Raw genomic sequence first — 15,031 nt, 5'->3', positions numbered from 1 at the left:
GCGTGCCGGGTTGCGGCACAGCGGGGTGCGCCGACCTCGCCCGCGACGCCGTCAACGCCCGGACGGGGAGGGAGGCGTGAGCACCGGTTCCAGTGCCCTGACCAGGCGACCGAGCCAGTCCTGTGCCGTACCGCGTATCCAGGGGTGCTCCGCGCGGAATCCGTTCCAGTCGACCTGCCAGGAGGCCATGGTGTCCGGGCCGAACGCGTCGGCCGCGTTGCCCGGAGTGCGGCGCAGCACCTTCCGCAGCAGCCGCGGGGACAGCCGGGTCCCCGGGGCCTCCGCGAGCAGGACCGCGTCGTACAGGTCCTTGCCCTGGGCCTCGCCCTCACCCGCGCAGTCGGTGTGCAGCCACTGGATCTTCCAGGCCAGTGACAGTTCCCGGCTCGCGGTCCGTACGGCGACGGGGGCGCCGCCGTCGCCCCTGGGAACCAGCGTCCAGACGGGAGCCTCCGGGAGCACTTCGTCGCGGGCGAAGTCCAGCCGCACGTCGCCCGACAGCACCCCGTCCGTGCGCCAGGGCACGACCAGACGCACACCAGGTGTGTCGTACTCGGCGTACGTCCAGGTGCCGTCCGGTTTCGCGGCGTCCGCGTCGAGCAGCACCCCCGGGGCCGCCTCCGGGCTGGTGCGCACCCGGTCCAGCAGGTCCATGTACGGAGGGCCCGGCTCGGCGGTCTCCTCGTCGGCGACCATCCAGCGCAGACCCTCCGGCGCCAGGAGAGGGCGCCGGCCTCCCGGGTCGCACTCCTCGTACCCCCACATCTCGTAGCGGGCCGCGCCGTCCGCTGCTTCCGGCCACTGCTGAACGACGTCCACCGCGTCGACGTACGGGTACGGGTCCAGGGGATCCACCAGGACCTCGTCCTCCAGGACCACCCAGTCCAGGTCGGCCGGTTCGCGGGCGGCCGGCCCCGCCCAGGCGGCCATGGTCATGCTCCCGCGCAGCACCAGGCACGAACTCCAGGGGGCTTCCGCGATCAGAGTGAGGAGATGGTCGAGAGCGGCGCGGTGGGCCGCGCTCCGCTCGGGGCCGCTCACCGCGGCAGCCTTCCGGGGGACCCGGGAACGAGACCGTCGTCGATCCACCCGGCGTCCAGGACCGGGTTGTCGTCGTGCACGACGAACTCCTCCTCCGTCTCCACGGCCGTGTGCCCGGCGTCCGCGAGCGCTGACAGGAGGGCGTCGAGGCGGTCCCGCGCCTCGGACCGGCCGACGCCCCTGCAGCGCTGTGTGACGAAGCGTTCGTGGCGGCCCGCGTCCAGCGCCCGGCGGGCGTTGCGGGAGACGTGCGCGGCGTGGGGGACGACGAGGGCGCGCAGGGAGTCGAGACGAGCGGCGTCACCGATCAGGACGAGTTTGATGTGGTGCTCGAAGTAGCACTCCCGCGGGGGCAGGGCAGCGGCGTCCGCACGCGTCCGCGGCACGTCGTCGTTCCACGGTGCTGCCTCGATCTTCACCCGCGTCACGTCGAACCCGTCGCCGCGCAGCCGGTCCACCCACGCCCGTGCCGCCGCCCGCTGCCCGGCCAGGGTGCCGCTTCCCCGGCAGGTCACCATGGGCTGGTCGGGGCTCTGGCCCCGGTCGAGCACGATGCGTGTGTACTTCAGCCCGTGGTCCCGCGCCCACCGGCGCAACGGCTCGTCGTGGCCACCGCCGGGGTCGGCGCCTATCGTCAGATGCGTCTCGAAGTCGCCCGCGAAACACCGTGCCGGGGCCTCGGCGCCCCTGGGTCCGTTCACGGCACGCGACGCTACCAACGTGCACTGACAACGCCGCCTGCGGCCGAGCTCGCCCACCGGTCAGGCGTGCCCCGGGCAGCGCCGGGCGACCCGGGCCTCGCCGACGCGGTCCAGGAGGAGGAAGAAGGCGGGGAGGCAGAGCAGCGGGACGCACACGAGCAGCAGGAACGGGTGGTCCGGCCGGTCGGTGAAGACCAACCAGGTGTCGAGGACGAACATGGCGGCCGCGACGACCAGGCCGGCGGCGACCGCCCGCTGCCACGCCGTGCGCCGTCGCGCCGCGCGCCGGATGCGCTCCTCCACCTCGGGCCGTGTCTCCGGGTACGTGAGCCCGAGCCGTACGGCCGCGGCGCACAGGTCGGAGACCTCGGCGACCGGGTCGTCCAGCTGAAGCTCGTCGAGGTGGGGGAGGCGGACCCTGCGCCCGTCGGTGCCGTAGAGATACGCCGGCCAGCGAGGGCTGCCAGGGCTGCCCCGCCTGCCCTCCTCGACCCGGATGCCGTAGACGCCGGCCCAGGGCCAGGTGCGCGTGCGCAGCGGCCCTCGCACGGTGACCCCTTCGGCCGTGACGTACGTACGCGCCCGCCACTGCTCCAGCACCACCCGGCCACCGGCGAACAGCCAGGCCGCCAGGGCCGGCGTCTGCCAGGCCATCGGCCGGGACGTCGTCATCGCGCTCAGTGCGTTGACGACGACCAGCACCGCCGCGGTGGCCACGGAGAAGTTCGCCGCCGGCACCCCCCGCCGTCTGCGGTACTCCCGCTCGATCCCGCCGCTCATCGCAACTCCTCGGCCGTCATGGCACACCCATGAGGGCGCAGGGATGCTACAGCCGGTCCCTGCGGGGGTCGTCATCGGGTGGAGCGGGTCGCTCCGGTGCCCGGACGGCCTGTCCGAACGTCTCCAGGCCCTGGGCGCGAGCCGCGTCCTCCACCCTCACCAAGTCGGCCGGTTCCACGGGGAGTTCCGCGCGCACCACGAACCCGGCCCGCGCCCCCGGCCCGGCTTCCAGGGATCCGCCCGCCGCGGAGAGGCGTTCGGTGAGCCCCTTCAGCCCCGTCCCGCCGCCGGCGGACTCCGAGGCAGGGGCCGCCGGCCCCGTACCGTCGTCGGAGACCACGAGCCGGACACGCTCCTTCGTCCCCGTGAGACTGATGGCGCAGTGGGCCGCCCCGCTGTGCCGTACGACGTTGGTGACCGCCTCCCGCACCACCCAGCCCAGCAGGGCCTCGGACTGCGGGGACAGCGGCGGCCCGGACATCCGTACGGAGGACGTGACCCCGGCGGCCGTCAACGCCGACTGCGCACGGTCGAGTTCCGTGGACAGACTGCCCTCCCGGTAGCCGGTCACGGCCTCGCGGATCTCCGTCAGGGCCTGACGCCCGACCGACTCGATGTCCCGCACCTGCAGGAGCGCCGCGTCCAGGTCGCGCGACGCCAGCCGACGGGCCGCCTCCGACTTCACGACGATCACCGACAGGGTGTGGCCGAGCAGGTCGTGCAGGTCGCGGGAGAACCGCAACCGCTCCTCCGCCACCGCACGGCGCGCCAACTCCTCACGGGCGGCGCGCAGTTCCCGTACCGCTTCGGCCAGGGACAGGATCGCCGCCGTCACCATCGTGGAGATCCAGGTGGCGTACGCGGTGTCGAGACCGCCCCAGCCGTCGTGGAACACGGAGGCCGCACCGGCGATCACAGCCACCGCCGTCCCGACCCAGCGCAGTTGCGGCATCCGCACGACCGCGCCGGTCGCGAGCCCGAACAGGGGGAAGAACAGCAGCCAGTTGCCGCCGTAGGTCATGGCCAGACCGCAGGTCACCAGGCCCAGCAGCACCAGTGCCACCCGCGTGGAGACCGCCTCCCGCGTCTCCTTCCGGAAGGCGCGGAACGCCACGTAGATGTAGAGGGAGTTGAAGGTGAACAGCCCGAGGCCGCCGATCCAGGGGTTGGGGGTCTCTCCCTGGAAGAGGTTGGAGAAGGCCCCCATCCCCATCAGGAGCCAGGGCAGCAGGCTCAAACCGGTGGGAGCCGGTCCCTGGTTCTCCGGGACGTTCCCCGCCTTCCGCGCGGCCTTGTACTCGGCCTTGAGGCGCTCCTTGTTCTCCTTCCAGTACCGCTGATGTTCCCGCGCCTCCCGGACCGCCCGGCGGTGGGCGTCCACCCGGTACGAGAGCTTGCGCGACCAGGACATGACTGGTTCCTCCGCTCGACGTTTCCGCTCAGACGTTTCCGCTCAGACGTTTCGCTCAGACGTTTCCGGCGTGGCGCCGGTACGACAGCACAGCGTACGAACCGAACACCAGCATCCAGACCCCCAGCACGAGGACCGCCCCGGCCGTGGGGGCGTGGCCCGAGGCGACCGAACCGCCGAGCTGCGCGAAACGGTTCGTGGGCGTGTACGCCGACAGCGTGCGCAGCCAGTCGGGGAAGAGGGAGACCGGGAACCACAGGCCGCCGACCACCGCGAGACCCAGGTTGCAGACCATGTTCGCCACGCCCGTGGTCTGGGCTGTCAGCCGGTACCCGTTGCCGAGGCCCAGCAGCGTGAACGGCACCGAGCCCAGCCACAGCAGGACCACCACCGCCGCCCACTGCCACGCGTCCAGCCGTACGCCGTTGACGAGACCGCCGGCGGCCAGCACCGCCACGATGGCCGGGACCACGGTCACCGACCCGGTCAGCGCCCGGCCCAGCACCACCTCGCGCGGCGTCATCGGAGTGACGCGCAGCTGCCGCAGCCAGCCGACGGTGCGGTCCTCGGCGACCCCGCCACCGGTGTTCAGCGCCGAGCCCACCGCTCCGTACGCGGCCATGCCGACCATCGAGGCGGTCTTCCAACCGCCCTCCTGGTCACCGAGGTTGGTGAACAGCAGGTACATCATCACGGGCATCGCCACCCCACCGATCACGAACCCCGTGTCGCGCAGCGTCCGGCGCACTTCGAGCCGTAGATAGTCGAGCATCAGACCGTCTCCCTGTCCTGCGCGATGCTGGGGTCCTGAGGAGTGCTGCGGCCGCCCGTCAGGGCCAGGAACGCGTCGTCCAGCGACGCCGGGGCGACCTCCAGGCCCCGTACGGCGTCCCTCCGCGCCAGCGCGAGTACCGTCGCGTCCGAGTCGTCCGTCCGCAGCAGGGCCCGCCGCCCGCGCACCTCGACGGACACGACACCCGGCAGCAGTTCCAGATCGTCCGCCGTACCGCCCGCCAGGTCGATCGAGACGAGGTTGCCGCCCGCCGCCCGCCTCAGCTGCTCGCCGCTGCCGTCGGCGACGATCCGGCCCCGGTCGATCACCACGATCCGGTCGGCGTGCGCGTCGGCCTCCTCCAGGTAGTGCGTGGAGAACAGCACGGTGTGCCCGCGCCGCGCGTACGCCCCCATCGAGTCCCAGAACGCGTGCCGCGCCTCCACGTCCAGCGCGGCCGTCGGCTCGTCGAGGACGATCAGCGCCGGGTTCCCGGCCAGCGCCACCGCGAAGCGCACGCGTTGCGTCTGACCACCGGAGAGCCGGTCGACCCGGCGCTCCGCCAGATCCGTGACCCCGGCCAGCTCCAGCGCGTCGGCCACCGGCAGCGGCTCCGGATAGCGCCCGGCCACGAAGGAGACCAGCTCGCGGACGGTGACCCGGGGCACCGCCCGGGCGTCCTGCAGCATCGCGCCGACCCGCCCGGCGCGCACCGACTCCTCAGGCGGGGCGCCGAACAGCTCCACCCGCCCCTCGTCCGGCTCGTTCAGGCCGAGGAGCAGCGAGATGGCCGTGGACTTCCCGGCACCGTTGCGGCCGAGCAGGGCGACCGTCTCGCCGCGCGCGACCTCCAGATCCACCCCGTCGACGGCCCGTACGGCACCGAAGGCCTTGACCGCGCCGGTGAAGGACACGGCGTGAGGCGATGTTCCAGCTCTGTCCGTCATAGCCATGACGCTACGAACTTCCGGGTGGGGCACGGCAGATGTCGCTTGTACGCAGTCGGGCAGGACAAATGTCACGGGGGTCGTCGACAGCCATGGCGGCACCCCTTGCGACACATCCATCTGACGCCACGTCAGTAGTCTTCACAACTCCACGCGCCTGGGCTATACAGGGGTCGCCGGACTGGAACGCGTTCTAGGGAGGGCGGGTTCCTCGGCCTCGTGACGACCTCGGTGCGGCCGACGGTGCGGACGGTCGTGCCGAGGTCTCCCCCGTGAGTCAGGAGCCCCATGCCCATTGACGCAGCCTTGGCCCTCGCCGCCGAGCCCCGGTCCGGGGAGATCTCCTGGACCTCGAAGGACGTCCAGCTCTACCACCTCGGCGTGGGCGCCGGCGCGAACCCCGACAAGCGAAGCCCCGCCACCGACCCCGACGAACTGCGCTACACCCTGGAGTCCCGGCTGCACGTCCTGCCGAGCTTCGCCACCGTCGCGGGCGCGGGTTCACCCGGGGTGATCAGCGGCCTGTCCATGCCCGGCGTCGACGTCGACCTGGCCCGCGTCCTGCACGGCGGCCAGACCGTCCGGGTCCACCGCCCCCTCCCGGTCGAGGGCACCGCGACCGCCACCTCACGCATCGCCGCCGTGTACGACAAGGGCAAGGCGGCCGTCCTCGTCATGCGCACCGAAGTCACGGACACCGAGGGCCCGTTGTGGACCAACGAAGCGCAGATCTTCGTCCGCGGGGAGGGCGGCTGGGGCGGGGACCGCGGACCGTCCGCCCGGCTCGAACCGCCGGCCGGTGACCCCGACAAGGTCGCCGAGCGGCCCATCCGCGAGGACCAGGCACTGCTCTACCGCCTCTCCGGTGACTGGAATCCCCTGCACGCCGACCCGGAGTTCGCCAAGGTCGCCGGGTTCGAGCGGCCCATCCTGCACGGGCTGTGCACCTACGGCATCACGCTCAAGGCCGTCGTCGACACGCTGCTCGGCGGCGACGTGAGCCGGGTGCGCTCGTACGCCACGCGCTTCGCCGGGGTCGTGTATCCGGGGGAGACGCTGCGCATCAGCATGTGGCGCGGCACCTCGCCGGCGTCGGACGGCCGGATCCAGGTGTCGGTGACGTCCGTCGACCGCGACGACGCGCCCGTCCTCGCCGACACCCTCGTCGAACACTCCTGATACTCCCGACACTCCTGATACTCCGGACACTCCTGAGCCCCACCCACAGTTGAGGGGAGCCGCACCATGCGCGCAGCCGTACTGCACGAGATCGGCCAGGACAAGCTCGAGGTCCTCGACGACGTCGAGGCGGTGGGCTTCGGGCCCGGCAAGGTGAGGATCCGGGTACGGGCCACGGGCCTGTGCCACTCCGACCTGTCCGCGATGGCCGGTGTCCTGCCGCAGCCCGGTCCGTTCGTGCCCGGCCACGAGGGGGCGGGCGAGATCCTCGAAGTCGGTGAGGGAGTACGTCACTTGAAGGCGGGCGACCGCGTGGTCGTCTGCTGGCTCCCGGCCTGCGGCGCCTGCCCCGCCTGTAAGCGCGGCCAGACAGAGCTGTGCCTGGCCGGGTTCATGAACGCGGGCACCCCGAACTTCAAGCGGCCCGGCGGGGACGTCTTCGGCTTCGCGGGCACCGGCACCTTCGCCGAGGAGGTCGTCGTCGACGCGGGCTGTGCCGTACCGATCCCGGACGACGTGCCCTTCGACATCGGCGCCCTCATCGGCTGCGGGGTCACCACCGGACTCGGCGCCGCGCTCAACACGGCGGACGTGGAGGCCGGTTCGTCGGTCGCCGTCATCGGCTGCGGCGGCGTCGGCATCTCCGCGATCCAGGGCGCACGGCTCAAGGGCGCCGCGGAGATCGTCGCCGTCGACCCGGTCGTCTCCCGGCGGGAGTCCGCGCTGAAGTTCGGCGCGACGAAGGCGGTGGCGCCGGAGGAACTGGCCGACGCCAAGCAGTCGGTGACCGGCGGCGAGGGCTTCGACTACGTCTTCGAGGTGGTCGGCAAGTCCGCGACGGCACGGACGGCGTACGAGACGACACGGCGCGGCGGCACGCTCGTCATCGTCGGCGCGGGTGCCATGGACGACTACCTCCAGCTCAACATGTTCGAGCTGTTCTTCGACGAGAAGCGCATCCTGCCCTCGATGTACGGCGGCGGGGACGTGCTGAGGTCGTACGAGCGGACGATCGCGCTGTGGCGTGCCGGGCGCATCGACCTCTCGGGCCTGATCACCCACCGGGTGCCGTTGTCCGAGGTCAACGAGGCGCTGGACCAGATGCGGACGGGCACGGCGCTGCGGACCTGCGTCGAGATCTGAGCCCGGCCGATCTCTCCTCCTGACCTGCTGCGAAGGGACGTTGATGTCACTGCCACTTGAGGGCCGGTCCGCGATCGTCACGGGCGCGGGGCGTGGGCTGGGCCGGGCCGAGGCGCTGGAGCTCGCCCGGCTGGGCGCGGCCGTCGTCGTCAACGACTACGGGCAACCGGGCCGCGACGGCTCGGGGGAGGCGTCCGCCGGGCCGGCCGACGAGGTCATGGCCGAGATCCGAGCGGCGGGGGGCACGGCCATCGCCCACACGGGAGACGTGGCGGACCACCAACAGGCGCGACAACTGGTCGAGTTGGCGACAGCCGAGTTCGGCAAGCTGGACATCCTCGTCAACAACGCGGGCATCCTGCGCGACCGGATGGTCTTCTCCATGTCGGAGGAGGAGTGGGACGCGGTGATCCGCGTCCACCTGAAGGGCCACTTCAACACGACGCGCTTCGCGGCGGCGCACTGGCGGGCACGCAGCAAGGCGGAGGGCGGGCGTCCGGTGTACGGGCGGATCGTGAACACGTCGTCGGAGGCGTTCCTGGCGGGTTCGGCGGGGCAGCCCAACTACGCGGCGGCGAAAGGCGGAATCGTCGGCCTGACGACGTCCACGGCGGCGGCCCTCGCCAAGTACGGCGTGACGGCCAACGTGATCTGTCCGCGTGCGCGGACGAGGATGACGGCGGACGTGTTCGCGGGTGCCGCCCAGCAGGCGGACGCGGACGACGGTGGACTGGACCCACTGGCCCCCGAGCACGTGGCACCGCTCGTCGGCTACTTGGCGTCCCCCGCGGCGGCACACGTGAACGGGCAACTGCTCGTCGTGCACGGGGGGATGGTCGCCGTTGTCGAACGACCACGGGTGGCCGCCCGGTTCGACAGCAAGCAGGACACCTTCACGTACGACGAACTGGACGCGCTGCTCGGCCCGTACTACGCCGAACGGCCTGAGGGCGAGACGTTCGCGGCGGCCGAGGTGCTGGGGCTGAGGAGGGAGCGGGGCCGCTAGGTGTGCTGTCCGGGGACGCTGGGCACGGCACAGGACGGCCCCGCCGGTCCTGGACCGGCGAGGCCGTGTGCTGCGCATGGTGTGCGGTGTTCCGTTGCTGCTGGTCCCGCGTGGCTCGACGTCGCGTCGGAGCCGCGTGCCAGTCAGGCAGCCGATTCGCTCTGCTCGGCCGACTGCTTGCGGTGCCGACCCCGAGGGGTCACCTCGGCGTCGTTCGCGGAGACCGGTCCGCGGTGCTTGCCGTGACCGGAGGCCTTCTGGGCGGCGGCGTCGGCGGCGTGCGGTTCCGTGGTGTGTGCGTCGCTCATGTGACAGTGTTCACCCCGTAAGCAAGATCTTCGTACGAGCGCTGAGTCTAACGGGCGGGTCTGACAACTGTGGCGCCGACCACGGCCGCCAACACCACCCGTATCTCCGCCCCCGCCGCCCCTAAACGGGCTCATCGCGGTAGAGGGTGTCTCGGGGTCTGAAGCCACCGGCGTCAAGCCGGCCGCGCGTGATGTAGTTGGTCAGGTCGCGGAAGCCGAGGACGGTGCCGCGCAGGGCTTCGAGTCGGCCGTTGATGGCCTCGGGCGGGCCGTTGGACGTGCCGGGCCGGTCGAAGTAGGCCAGCACGTCAGCGGCGCGCTGTTTCGGTGTTCTGCCGAGTCGACTCAGTTCGGGCAGTCCGGCCGGGACGCCCCTGGCTGATCGTCTTGATGACGGCGGCGAGTTCGGTCTTGCCGGCGCGGCGGTCGGGTTGCCGGCAGGCGGACACGAGGCGCTGCTGGGCACCCCGGGTCGCCTCGGCCGCGGCGTGCTCATCGGCAGTGAATACGCTGGTGGGTCCGGTGTGTTGGCGGTCGGTGAGCAGGCTGACACCGGTGCGCGGCACTCTGCGGATGTCGTCGAGCGGATCACCGACCGGGCCGCGGCGCCCGCGGGTGTCCTGCTGGACGCGTTCGCGGCATCGGTCCAGCGCATCCCCGGCCAGGGTGACGAGCGTCAGTCGGCGCAGCACGCTGTCGCGCGGCACCCCCGGACAGCCGCAGGCATGGCACCAGTCATCAGGGTCGGCCACTCGACAGAGCAACACGGTCAGCAGGGCGGAAGGTGGCGTCACGCAGGAGCCTGGGGCGCAACCGCTGATGATCGTCCGGTGGCGTTCGGTCGATCAAGCGCGGTCGTGGAGCGTGACCTGGTAGCCGTCGGGGTCGGCGAAGGTGAAGGTCCGGCCGAAGGGGCCGTCGATCGGTGCGGAGACGATGGTGTGACCGTCGGCGACGAGCGCGTCGTGGATGGCCTGGACATCGGTGGCGTGGAGCCAGATCGCGGCACCGATGCCGGGCTGGGCGACGGATGCGAGGTCGGTGCCGGGAATGACGTCGCGGACTGCGAACGCGATCGGCTTCGTCTCGAAGACGACGGCGTGCGGAGGTCCGGCCGGCGAGCGGACGAGGCCCAGGTACTGCTCGTAGAACGCCTGCGAAGCGTCGAGGTCGCGCACTTGGAACGAGATGAAGTCGGGGCCGGTGGCGGGCATGGTGACGCTCCTTCTTTTGATGTCAGTTTTCTGACATGCGGCAAGCTATGTCAGAATGCTGACATGAGTCAAGAAGGTGTCGGCGTCGACCTGGAGACTTCACTGGGCTACCTGCTCAAAGAAGCGTCGAGCGCGCTGCGCGCGGCCATGGAGGAAGTGCTGCGGCCGCTCGGGATGAGCGTGACGCACTACTCCTGCCTCGAACTGCTGGCGCAACGGCCGGGCTTGTCGAACTCCGAGCTCGCGCGGGGCGCGTTCGTGACACGGCAGACGATGAACGTGCTGCTCCAGGCCCTGGAACGAGACGGCTACGTGACCAGGCCCGCGGAGGCGCCCGTCGGGAAGGTGCTTCCCACGCGGCTCACGCCTCGCGGCCGACGAAGCCTCGAGAAGGCGAGCGCAGCCGTCCGGTCCGTCGAGGCCAGGATGCTGGCCGGCCTGACCGGGACCGAGCAGTCAGAGGCGTTCCGGATCCTGCAGAGCATGATCCATTCCCTGCGCGGTGACAACGAGGGTGCATAGCTCGTTCCGCGGCGCACGTCTCGTCGCGCTCGGACAGGAGTGCAGCCGAGCCTGAAATCCGTGTCGGCGACCTCGAAAACCGGCAGACCCCGACTGCACCCTCTCCTGCGACGAGCCCCTGAACCCGGCCCATCGTCCGACCCCGGCCACGCCGACACGGGAGTGGCCGTCACCGTCAGGCGATGGCCCCCGGCCCGAAGCCGCCGTCGGCGACGATCTCGGAGCCGGTTGCGAAGCGAGCCTGGTCCGAGGCGGCGAACAGGATGAAGTCGGCGATCTCGTCCGGGGTGGCCCGGCGGGGGACGGCGAAGTTGTCGACCGGCACCAGTTCGTCGCCGCCGGGGCCGTAGGCCAGGGGTGTCTCGATGATGCCGGGGTGGACGGCGTTGACGCGGATGCCGTCGCGTACCAGCTCTTTGACGGCCGCGCGCATGAGGCCCCGTAACGCCCACTTGCTGCTGCTGTAGGCGACGAGTCCAGGAGCGACCGCGAGCCCGGCAATGGAGTTGACGTTGACGACCACGCCGCCGCCGGCCTTGCGCATCGACGGGGCTGCGGCGCGGATGCCGAGCAGTGCGCCGGTGAGGTTGGTGTCGACCACGCGCCGGAACTCGTCGACCGGGATGCTCTCCGTTGTGCCGACGCGCAGGTAGGCGGCGTTGTTGATCAGGATGTCCAGCGGTCCGAAGTGCTCCTCGGTCCGGGCGATCGCCTCGGCCCAGTCGGACTCGCTGGTGACATCGAGGCGAACTCCGAGACTGGAGGAGCGGCACACGTACGGCGGCTGTCCTTGTGGGCCGGGCTGGAGCGACAGCGGCCCATCGACGTGGAGGTCGAGGAGTACCGGCGGAACGTCGCCGCGATCAAGGCCGCTCAGGAAGCGGGCCAGGTCCGCGCCGACATTCCGGCGATAGAGCTGATGGCCATGGTGATCGCGTTGGTGATCAGCTGGGACACCGCCTCCTGGTCACTGAAGGCGCTGAGAGCGGAGACCGGTCACGCGTCCTTCACCGGCCGAAAGGCCGCAGTGGCGGCCGCCGTGGCCGGACTCGTCCAGCCGCCCCGGATCCACTCCTGAGGGTCGACTGCACGGCCGTCCCGGCGAGCACGCCGATGAAGCCGGCACGGAACCCCCGCGGATGCGGTCGGCCCTCGACGGCAACTCGGCGCCGCGCCGATCTCGGGGACCGGCGGCGCGGCCCTCAGGGGACGGGAATGGGTAGGGGCGGTGGGGGCGAGGAATCCTGGCCGGTCGCCGACGACGACTGCTCGGCCCCCACCCGCCCTCTCAACGGCGCTTCCCGCAACGGCACCGGCCGCGCGGCAACAGGCTCCGCGAGAGGCAGCGGCTGCCGCAGGGACGTACCCCCGACCGTAGACGTAGACGTAGACGTAGACGTAGACGTAGACGTGGACGTGGACGCAGACCCCGACCCGGACTCGGACCCCGACGCCGACCCGGACCCCGATCCGGACGAACACGCCGACGTGGGCCAGGAATCAGACTCGTCCCCACCCCCCGACACCTCCACCCGGGCCACCCCGCACGCCACCACCCCGGTCGCATACGGCAGTTGAAGCACACCCTCCCTGCTCCACCGCCCCGCCCCCACCAACCACCCCTCAGGCGCCGGAAGATGAAGGACCTGCCGCCCGGCAGGGCGCCAGACACCCACCCAGCTACCCCCCGCCCCGTCCACCCGAAGGGCCACCGCACAACTCTCCGGCGTCAACACCTGCCCGGGCTGAATCGCGAACGGCGTCACCACGCAGTCCCGCAACCGCAGACACTCGGGAAAACGAATCGGCAGCGTACTGCCCAACACCCCCCACCCCAGCCGGCCCTCCCCGGGCGAGGGCGCGTCCGAGCGGATCATCAGCAACCCGCTCTCGGCATCCGCGAGCAGCAGCCGATCGTCACTGTCCTCGGCGATCTGGAGCAGTGGAGACACCGCCCCGCCGTCCTCCAGATCCACCACCACCGTCTTCGTCCGCCCGCCCAGCGACCGGTCCAGGGCGAGCATCCGTCCCGTACCGTCCAGCCACACACCCCCCGAGCACCGCCCCGCCACCTCCGCCAACCGCTCGGGCCCGCCCGCCCCGCGTGCCCCGCCCGCCACCAGCCACACCACGCTCGAACTCGGCCCCACGGCCAGGGCGTACGCGCGCTCCCCACGCGGCGCGGGCGGCAGCAGCCGCAGCCGAACCGCCGCGTCCGGACACTCGACCGAGCCGAGCGGCAGCTCACCGGTCCCAGGACCCGTCGGATAGAGGAGCGAGAACAGATGCCGCCCGCCCGCGACCCGGTGGATCAGCACCCGCCCGTCACTCATCGGGAGCACCTCGGTACCGGGCTCCTCCGGCTGGTTCATGGGCAACGGCACCGCGTACGGCTCGGGGCCGTCCAGTGTCCAGCGCTCCGGGAACCAGGACTCGCCGGCGCGGGCGAGCCGTGCCGCGTACGTCCCGTCGGCGGTGATCACGCATCCGGGCCGTGGGACTCCGACTCCGCCGTCGTCGTTTCCCTCGGCCACCTCGGTGGCACAGACCGTCATTCTTCGGTCACCTCCGGCGACGAAGGTAGTTTTCGTACGCACAGACGTGGCACCGCCGAGCCGCCGCTTCACACATAAGGGTGTTCGTCGCGCGGTTCGCCTGAGGGAACGGGGGCGGGTGTGCTGGAGGTGAGGGGGCGGTCTAAGGTTAGGTTCGCCTAAGCGTGGCCTGTGGGCGACTTGTGGGTGACTTGTGCGGTGTCTGGGCGACGCGGCCCGGGCGCCCGGGTGTCGTGACGCCGTACGCCGTGCGCCGTGCGCGGTATGTCGTATGCGGTACGCGTTACGTCGTATGCGGTACGCACACCGCACACGCGCCCCGCGCCCCGCGACCGCCGCACCACCCGAGTCCGCCCCTTCCCCAGGAGCCCCCATGCCCGTCCGCACCCCCCACCGCGGTACCACCGCCCTCGCCCTCACCCTCGTCGCCGCGCTCTCCCTCGCGGCCTGCGGGGCCGGGGCCGGGTCCGGATCGGGTTCCGGGAGCGGCGGCTCCGGATCGGGCAGGTCCGACAACGGCGGCGGCAGCAAGTCCGTCGCCCAGGGCGGCGAGGACTTCGCGAAGGCGGCAGAGGAGACGGCGAAGATGGGGACCACGGCCAAGGCCGGCGAGTTCCCGCGGACCATCAGGCACGCCATGGGTGAGACCGAACTCAAGTCCCGTCCCAAGCGGGTCGTCGTCCTCGACGTCGGCGAACTCGACAACGTCGTGTCGCTCGGCGTGAAGCCCGTCGGGTACGCGCCCACCGAGGGCTCGGTCGCCATCCCCTCGTACCTGAAGAAGGACGCGGGCGACCCCAAGAACGTCGGCACGATCAACTCCCTCAACCTGGAGGCGATCGCGAACCTCCAGCCCGACCTGATCCTCGGCAGCGAGCTGCGCGCCGCGAAGCTGTACCCGCAGCTCTCCCAGATCGCCCCCACCGTGTTCTCCATCCGCCCGGGCTTCACCTGGAAGGAGAACTACCTCCTCAACGCCGCCGCCCTGGACCGCACGACGGAGGCGAAGGCCGAGCTCGACGCGTACGAGGAGAAGGCGGAGAAGCTCGGCGAGGACCTCGGCTCCGACAAGCCGACCGTCACCATGCTCCGCTACATGCCGGGCATGATCCGCCTCTACGCGAAGGCCTCGTTCATCGGCACGATCCTTCAGGACGCCGGTATCCCGCGCCCCAGGAACCAGCAGGTCAACGACCTCGCGGCGGAGATCAGCCCGGAACGGATCGACGAGGCCGACGCCGACTGGATCTTCACCGGCGTGTACGGCGACGCCAAGAAGACCGACCGGTCGAGCGTCGAGGACAACCCGCTCTGGAAGAAGCTGGACGCCGTGAGGAACGGCCACGCCGAGGACGTGCCGGACGAGACCTGGTACCTCGGCCTGGGCGTCACCGCCGCGGACAAGGTCCTCGACGACCTCAGGACCAACCTGATCAAGTGACCCGCGGCCGG

16 protein-coding genes and 1 pseudogene are annotated in these 15,031 nt (G+C 71.5%); 6 read left to right on the top strand and 11 right to left on the bottom strand.

The genetic code is table 11. The features are described 5' to 3' along the window. Positions 1–51: 51 nt before the first annotated feature. The 6 genes from AB0959_RS13890 to AB0959_RS13865 are packed head-to-tail and all read right to left on the bottom strand — an operon-like array spanning position 52 to position 5,652. Positions 52–1,041, bottom strand: coding sequence for a nucleotidyl transferase AbiEii/AbiGii toxin family protein (locus AB0959_RS13890; protein WP_366826604.1), 990 nt, complete (start codon positions 1,039–1,041; stop codon positions 52–54). Continuing rightward, positions 1,038–1,742 carry a hypothetical protein gene (locus AB0959_RS13885; RefSeq protein ID WP_366826603.1) on the bottom strand — a complete coding sequence of 235 codons (705 nt, stop codon included), beginning with the start codon at positions 1,740–1,742 and terminating at the stop codon, positions 1,038–1,040. Before AB0959_RS13885 ends, AB0959_RS13890 begins: the two co-directional genes overlap by 4 nt. Positions 1,743–1,802: 60 nt before the next feature. Continuing rightward, entirely contained in the window at positions 1,803–2,522 is a 720-nt protein-coding gene (locus AB0959_RS13880) for a PH domain-containing protein (RefSeq protein ID WP_366826602.1), read from the bottom strand. Positions 2,523–2,568: 46 nt separating this feature from the next. After that, positions 2,569–3,933 (bottom strand): sensor histidine kinase, encoded by a 1,365-nt coding sequence (locus tag AB0959_RS13875; protein WP_366826601.1) that lies wholly within the window; start codon positions 3,931–3,933, stop codon positions 2,569–2,571. Positions 3,934–3,988: 55 nt separating this feature from the next. After that, complete coding sequence (locus AB0959_RS13870) at positions 3,989–4,705, bottom strand: ABC transporter permease (RefSeq protein WP_366826600.1); 717 nt, start codon at positions 4,703–4,705, stop codon at positions 3,989–3,991. Beyond that, complete coding sequence (locus AB0959_RS13865) at positions 4,705–5,652, bottom strand: ABC transporter ATP-binding protein (RefSeq protein ID WP_366826599.1); 948 nt, start codon at positions 5,650–5,652, stop codon at positions 4,705–4,707. The genes AB0959_RS13870 and AB0959_RS13865 overlap by 1 nt, the downstream gene beginning before the upstream one ends. Before the next feature lie 288 nt (positions 5,653–5,940). Between AB0959_RS13865 and AB0959_RS13860 the strand changes: the two genes are divergently transcribed. The 3 genes from AB0959_RS13860 (at position 5,941) to AB0959_RS13850 (ending at position 8,980) form a co-directional block, all read left to right on the top strand. Then, positions 5,941–6,831, top strand: a complete 891-nt coding sequence (locus AB0959_RS13860) for a MaoC/PaaZ C-terminal domain-containing protein (protein ID WP_366826598.1) — start codon at positions 5,941–5,943, stop codon at positions 6,829–6,831. A 66-nt stretch (positions 6,832–6,897) separates the two neighbouring features. Next, positions 6,898–7,974, top strand: coding sequence for a Zn-dependent alcohol dehydrogenase (locus tag AB0959_RS13855; protein WP_366826597.1), 1,077 nt, complete (start codon positions 6,898–6,900; stop codon positions 7,972–7,974). A 43-nt stretch (positions 7,975–8,017) separates the two neighbouring features. After that, positions 8,018–8,980 (top strand): 3-oxoacyl-ACP reductase, encoded by a 963-nt coding sequence (locus AB0959_RS13850; RefSeq protein WP_366826596.1) that lies wholly within the window; start codon positions 8,018–8,020, stop codon positions 8,978–8,980. Between the two features lie 143 nt (positions 8,981–9,123). On the opposite strand, the gene AB0959_RS13845 is transcribed toward AB0959_RS13850, so the two are convergent. The 3 genes and pseudogenes from AB0959_RS13845 to AB0959_RS13835 form a co-directional block, all read right to left on the bottom strand. After that, complete coding sequence (locus AB0959_RS13845; protein WP_366826595.1) at positions 9,124–9,288, bottom strand: hypothetical protein; 165 nt, start codon at positions 9,286–9,288, stop codon at positions 9,124–9,126. Between the two features lie 121 nt (positions 9,289–9,409). Then, positions 9,410–9,983: pseudogene (locus tag AB0959_RS13840) on the bottom strand (transposase); the annotation flags it as partial. 150 nt (positions 9,984–10,133) lie between these two features. Beyond that, positions 10,134–10,502, bottom strand: coding sequence for a VOC family protein (locus AB0959_RS13835; protein WP_366826594.1), 369 nt, complete (start codon positions 10,500–10,502; stop codon positions 10,134–10,136). Between the two features lie 63 nt (positions 10,503–10,565). On the opposite strand from AB0959_RS13835, the gene AB0959_RS13830 reads away from it, so the two are divergent. Continuing rightward, the gene (locus tag AB0959_RS13830) at positions 10,566–11,024 is read left to right on the top strand and encodes a MarR family transcriptional regulator (RefSeq protein WP_366826593.1); all 459 of its coding nucleotides are present in this window, start codon (positions 10,566–10,568) and stop codon (positions 11,022–11,024) included. Positions 11,025–11,199: 175 nt separating this feature from the next. On the opposite strand, the gene AB0959_RS13825 is transcribed toward AB0959_RS13830, so the two are convergent. Beyond that, on the bottom strand, positions 11,200–11,799 hold the full coding sequence (locus AB0959_RS13825; RefSeq protein ID WP_366826592.1) for an SDR family oxidoreductase: 600 nt from the start codon (positions 11,797–11,799) through the stop codon (positions 11,200–11,202). A gap of 15 nt (positions 11,800–11,814) precedes the next feature. Here AB0959_RS13825 and AB0959_RS13820 point away from each other — a divergent pair, with 15 nt between their 5' ends. Then, positions 11,815–12,102: a hypothetical protein gene (locus tag AB0959_RS13820; protein ID WP_366826591.1), complete on the top strand. Its 288-nt coding sequence runs from the start codon at positions 11,815–11,817 to the stop codon at positions 12,100–12,102. 124 nt (positions 12,103–12,226) lie between these two features. On the opposite strand, the gene AB0959_RS13815 is transcribed toward AB0959_RS13820, so the two are convergent. Then, positions 12,227–13,579 (bottom strand): hypothetical protein, encoded by a 1,353-nt coding sequence (locus tag AB0959_RS13815; RefSeq protein ID WP_366826590.1) that lies wholly within the window; start codon positions 13,577–13,579, stop codon positions 12,227–12,229. Between the two features lie 373 nt (positions 13,580–13,952). Here AB0959_RS13815 and AB0959_RS13810 point away from each other — a divergent pair, with 373 nt between their 5' ends. Continuing rightward, positions 13,953–15,020 carry an iron-siderophore ABC transporter substrate-binding protein gene (locus AB0959_RS13810; protein WP_366826589.1) on the top strand — a complete coding sequence of 356 codons (1,068 nt, stop codon included), beginning with the start codon at positions 13,953–13,955 and terminating at the stop codon, positions 15,018–15,020. The last annotated feature ends 11 nt before the right edge of the window (positions 15,021–15,031 follow it).

It is taken from the genome of Streptomyces sp. NPDC046862 (assembly GCF_040704615.1).
Lineage (GTDB): Bacteria > Actinomycetota > Actinomycetes > Streptomycetales > Streptomycetaceae > Streptomyces.
This window is presented reverse-complemented; position numbering and strand designations above follow the sequence as displayed.

Excerpts from the sequence above, each read along its gene's own strand:
- AB0959_RS13875 (WP_366826601.1), bottom strand. The coding sequence starts at position 3,933 with ATGTCCTGGTCGCGCAAGCTCTCGTACCGGGTGGACGCCCACCGCCGG.
- AB0959_RS13830 (WP_366826593.1), top strand. The coding sequence starts at position 10,566 with ATGAGTCAAGAAGGTGTCGGCGTCGACCTGGAGACTTCACTGGGCTAC.
- AB0959_RS13880 (WP_366826602.1), bottom strand. The coding sequence starts at position 2,522 with ATGAGCGGCGGGATCGAGCGGGAGTACCGCAGACGGCGGGGGGTGCCG.
- AB0959_RS13835 (WP_366826594.1), bottom strand. The coding sequence starts at position 10,502 with ATGCCCGCCACCGGCCCCGACTTCATCTCGTTCCAAGTGCGCGACCTC.
- AB0959_RS13815 (WP_366826590.1), bottom strand. The coding sequence starts at position 13,579 with ATGACGGTCTGTGCCACCGAGGTGGCCGAGGGAAACGACGACGGCGGA.
- AB0959_RS13870 (WP_366826600.1), bottom strand. The coding sequence starts at position 4,705 with ATGCTCGACTATCTACGGCTCGAAGTGCGCCGGACGCTGCGCGACACG.
- AB0959_RS13865 (WP_366826599.1), bottom strand. The coding sequence starts at position 5,652 with ATGACGGACAGAGCTGGAACATCGCCTCACGCCGTGTCCTTCACCGGC.
- AB0959_RS13810 (WP_366826589.1), top strand. The coding sequence starts at position 13,953 with ATGCCCGTCCGCACCCCCCACCGCGGTACCACCGCCCTCGCCCTCACC.
- AB0959_RS13845 (WP_366826595.1), bottom strand. The coding sequence starts at position 9,288 with ATGAGCGACGCACACACCACGGAACCGCACGCCGCCGACGCCGCCGCC.
- AB0959_RS13850 (WP_366826596.1), top strand. The coding sequence starts at position 8,018 with ATGTCACTGCCACTTGAGGGCCGGTCCGCGATCGTCACGGGCGCGGGG.
- AB0959_RS13855 (WP_366826597.1), top strand. The coding sequence starts at position 6,898 with ATGCGCGCAGCCGTACTGCACGAGATCGGCCAGGACAAGCTCGAGGTC.
- AB0959_RS13860 (WP_366826598.1), top strand. The coding sequence starts at position 5,941 with ATGCCCATTGACGCAGCCTTGGCCCTCGCCGCCGAGCCCCGGTCCGGG.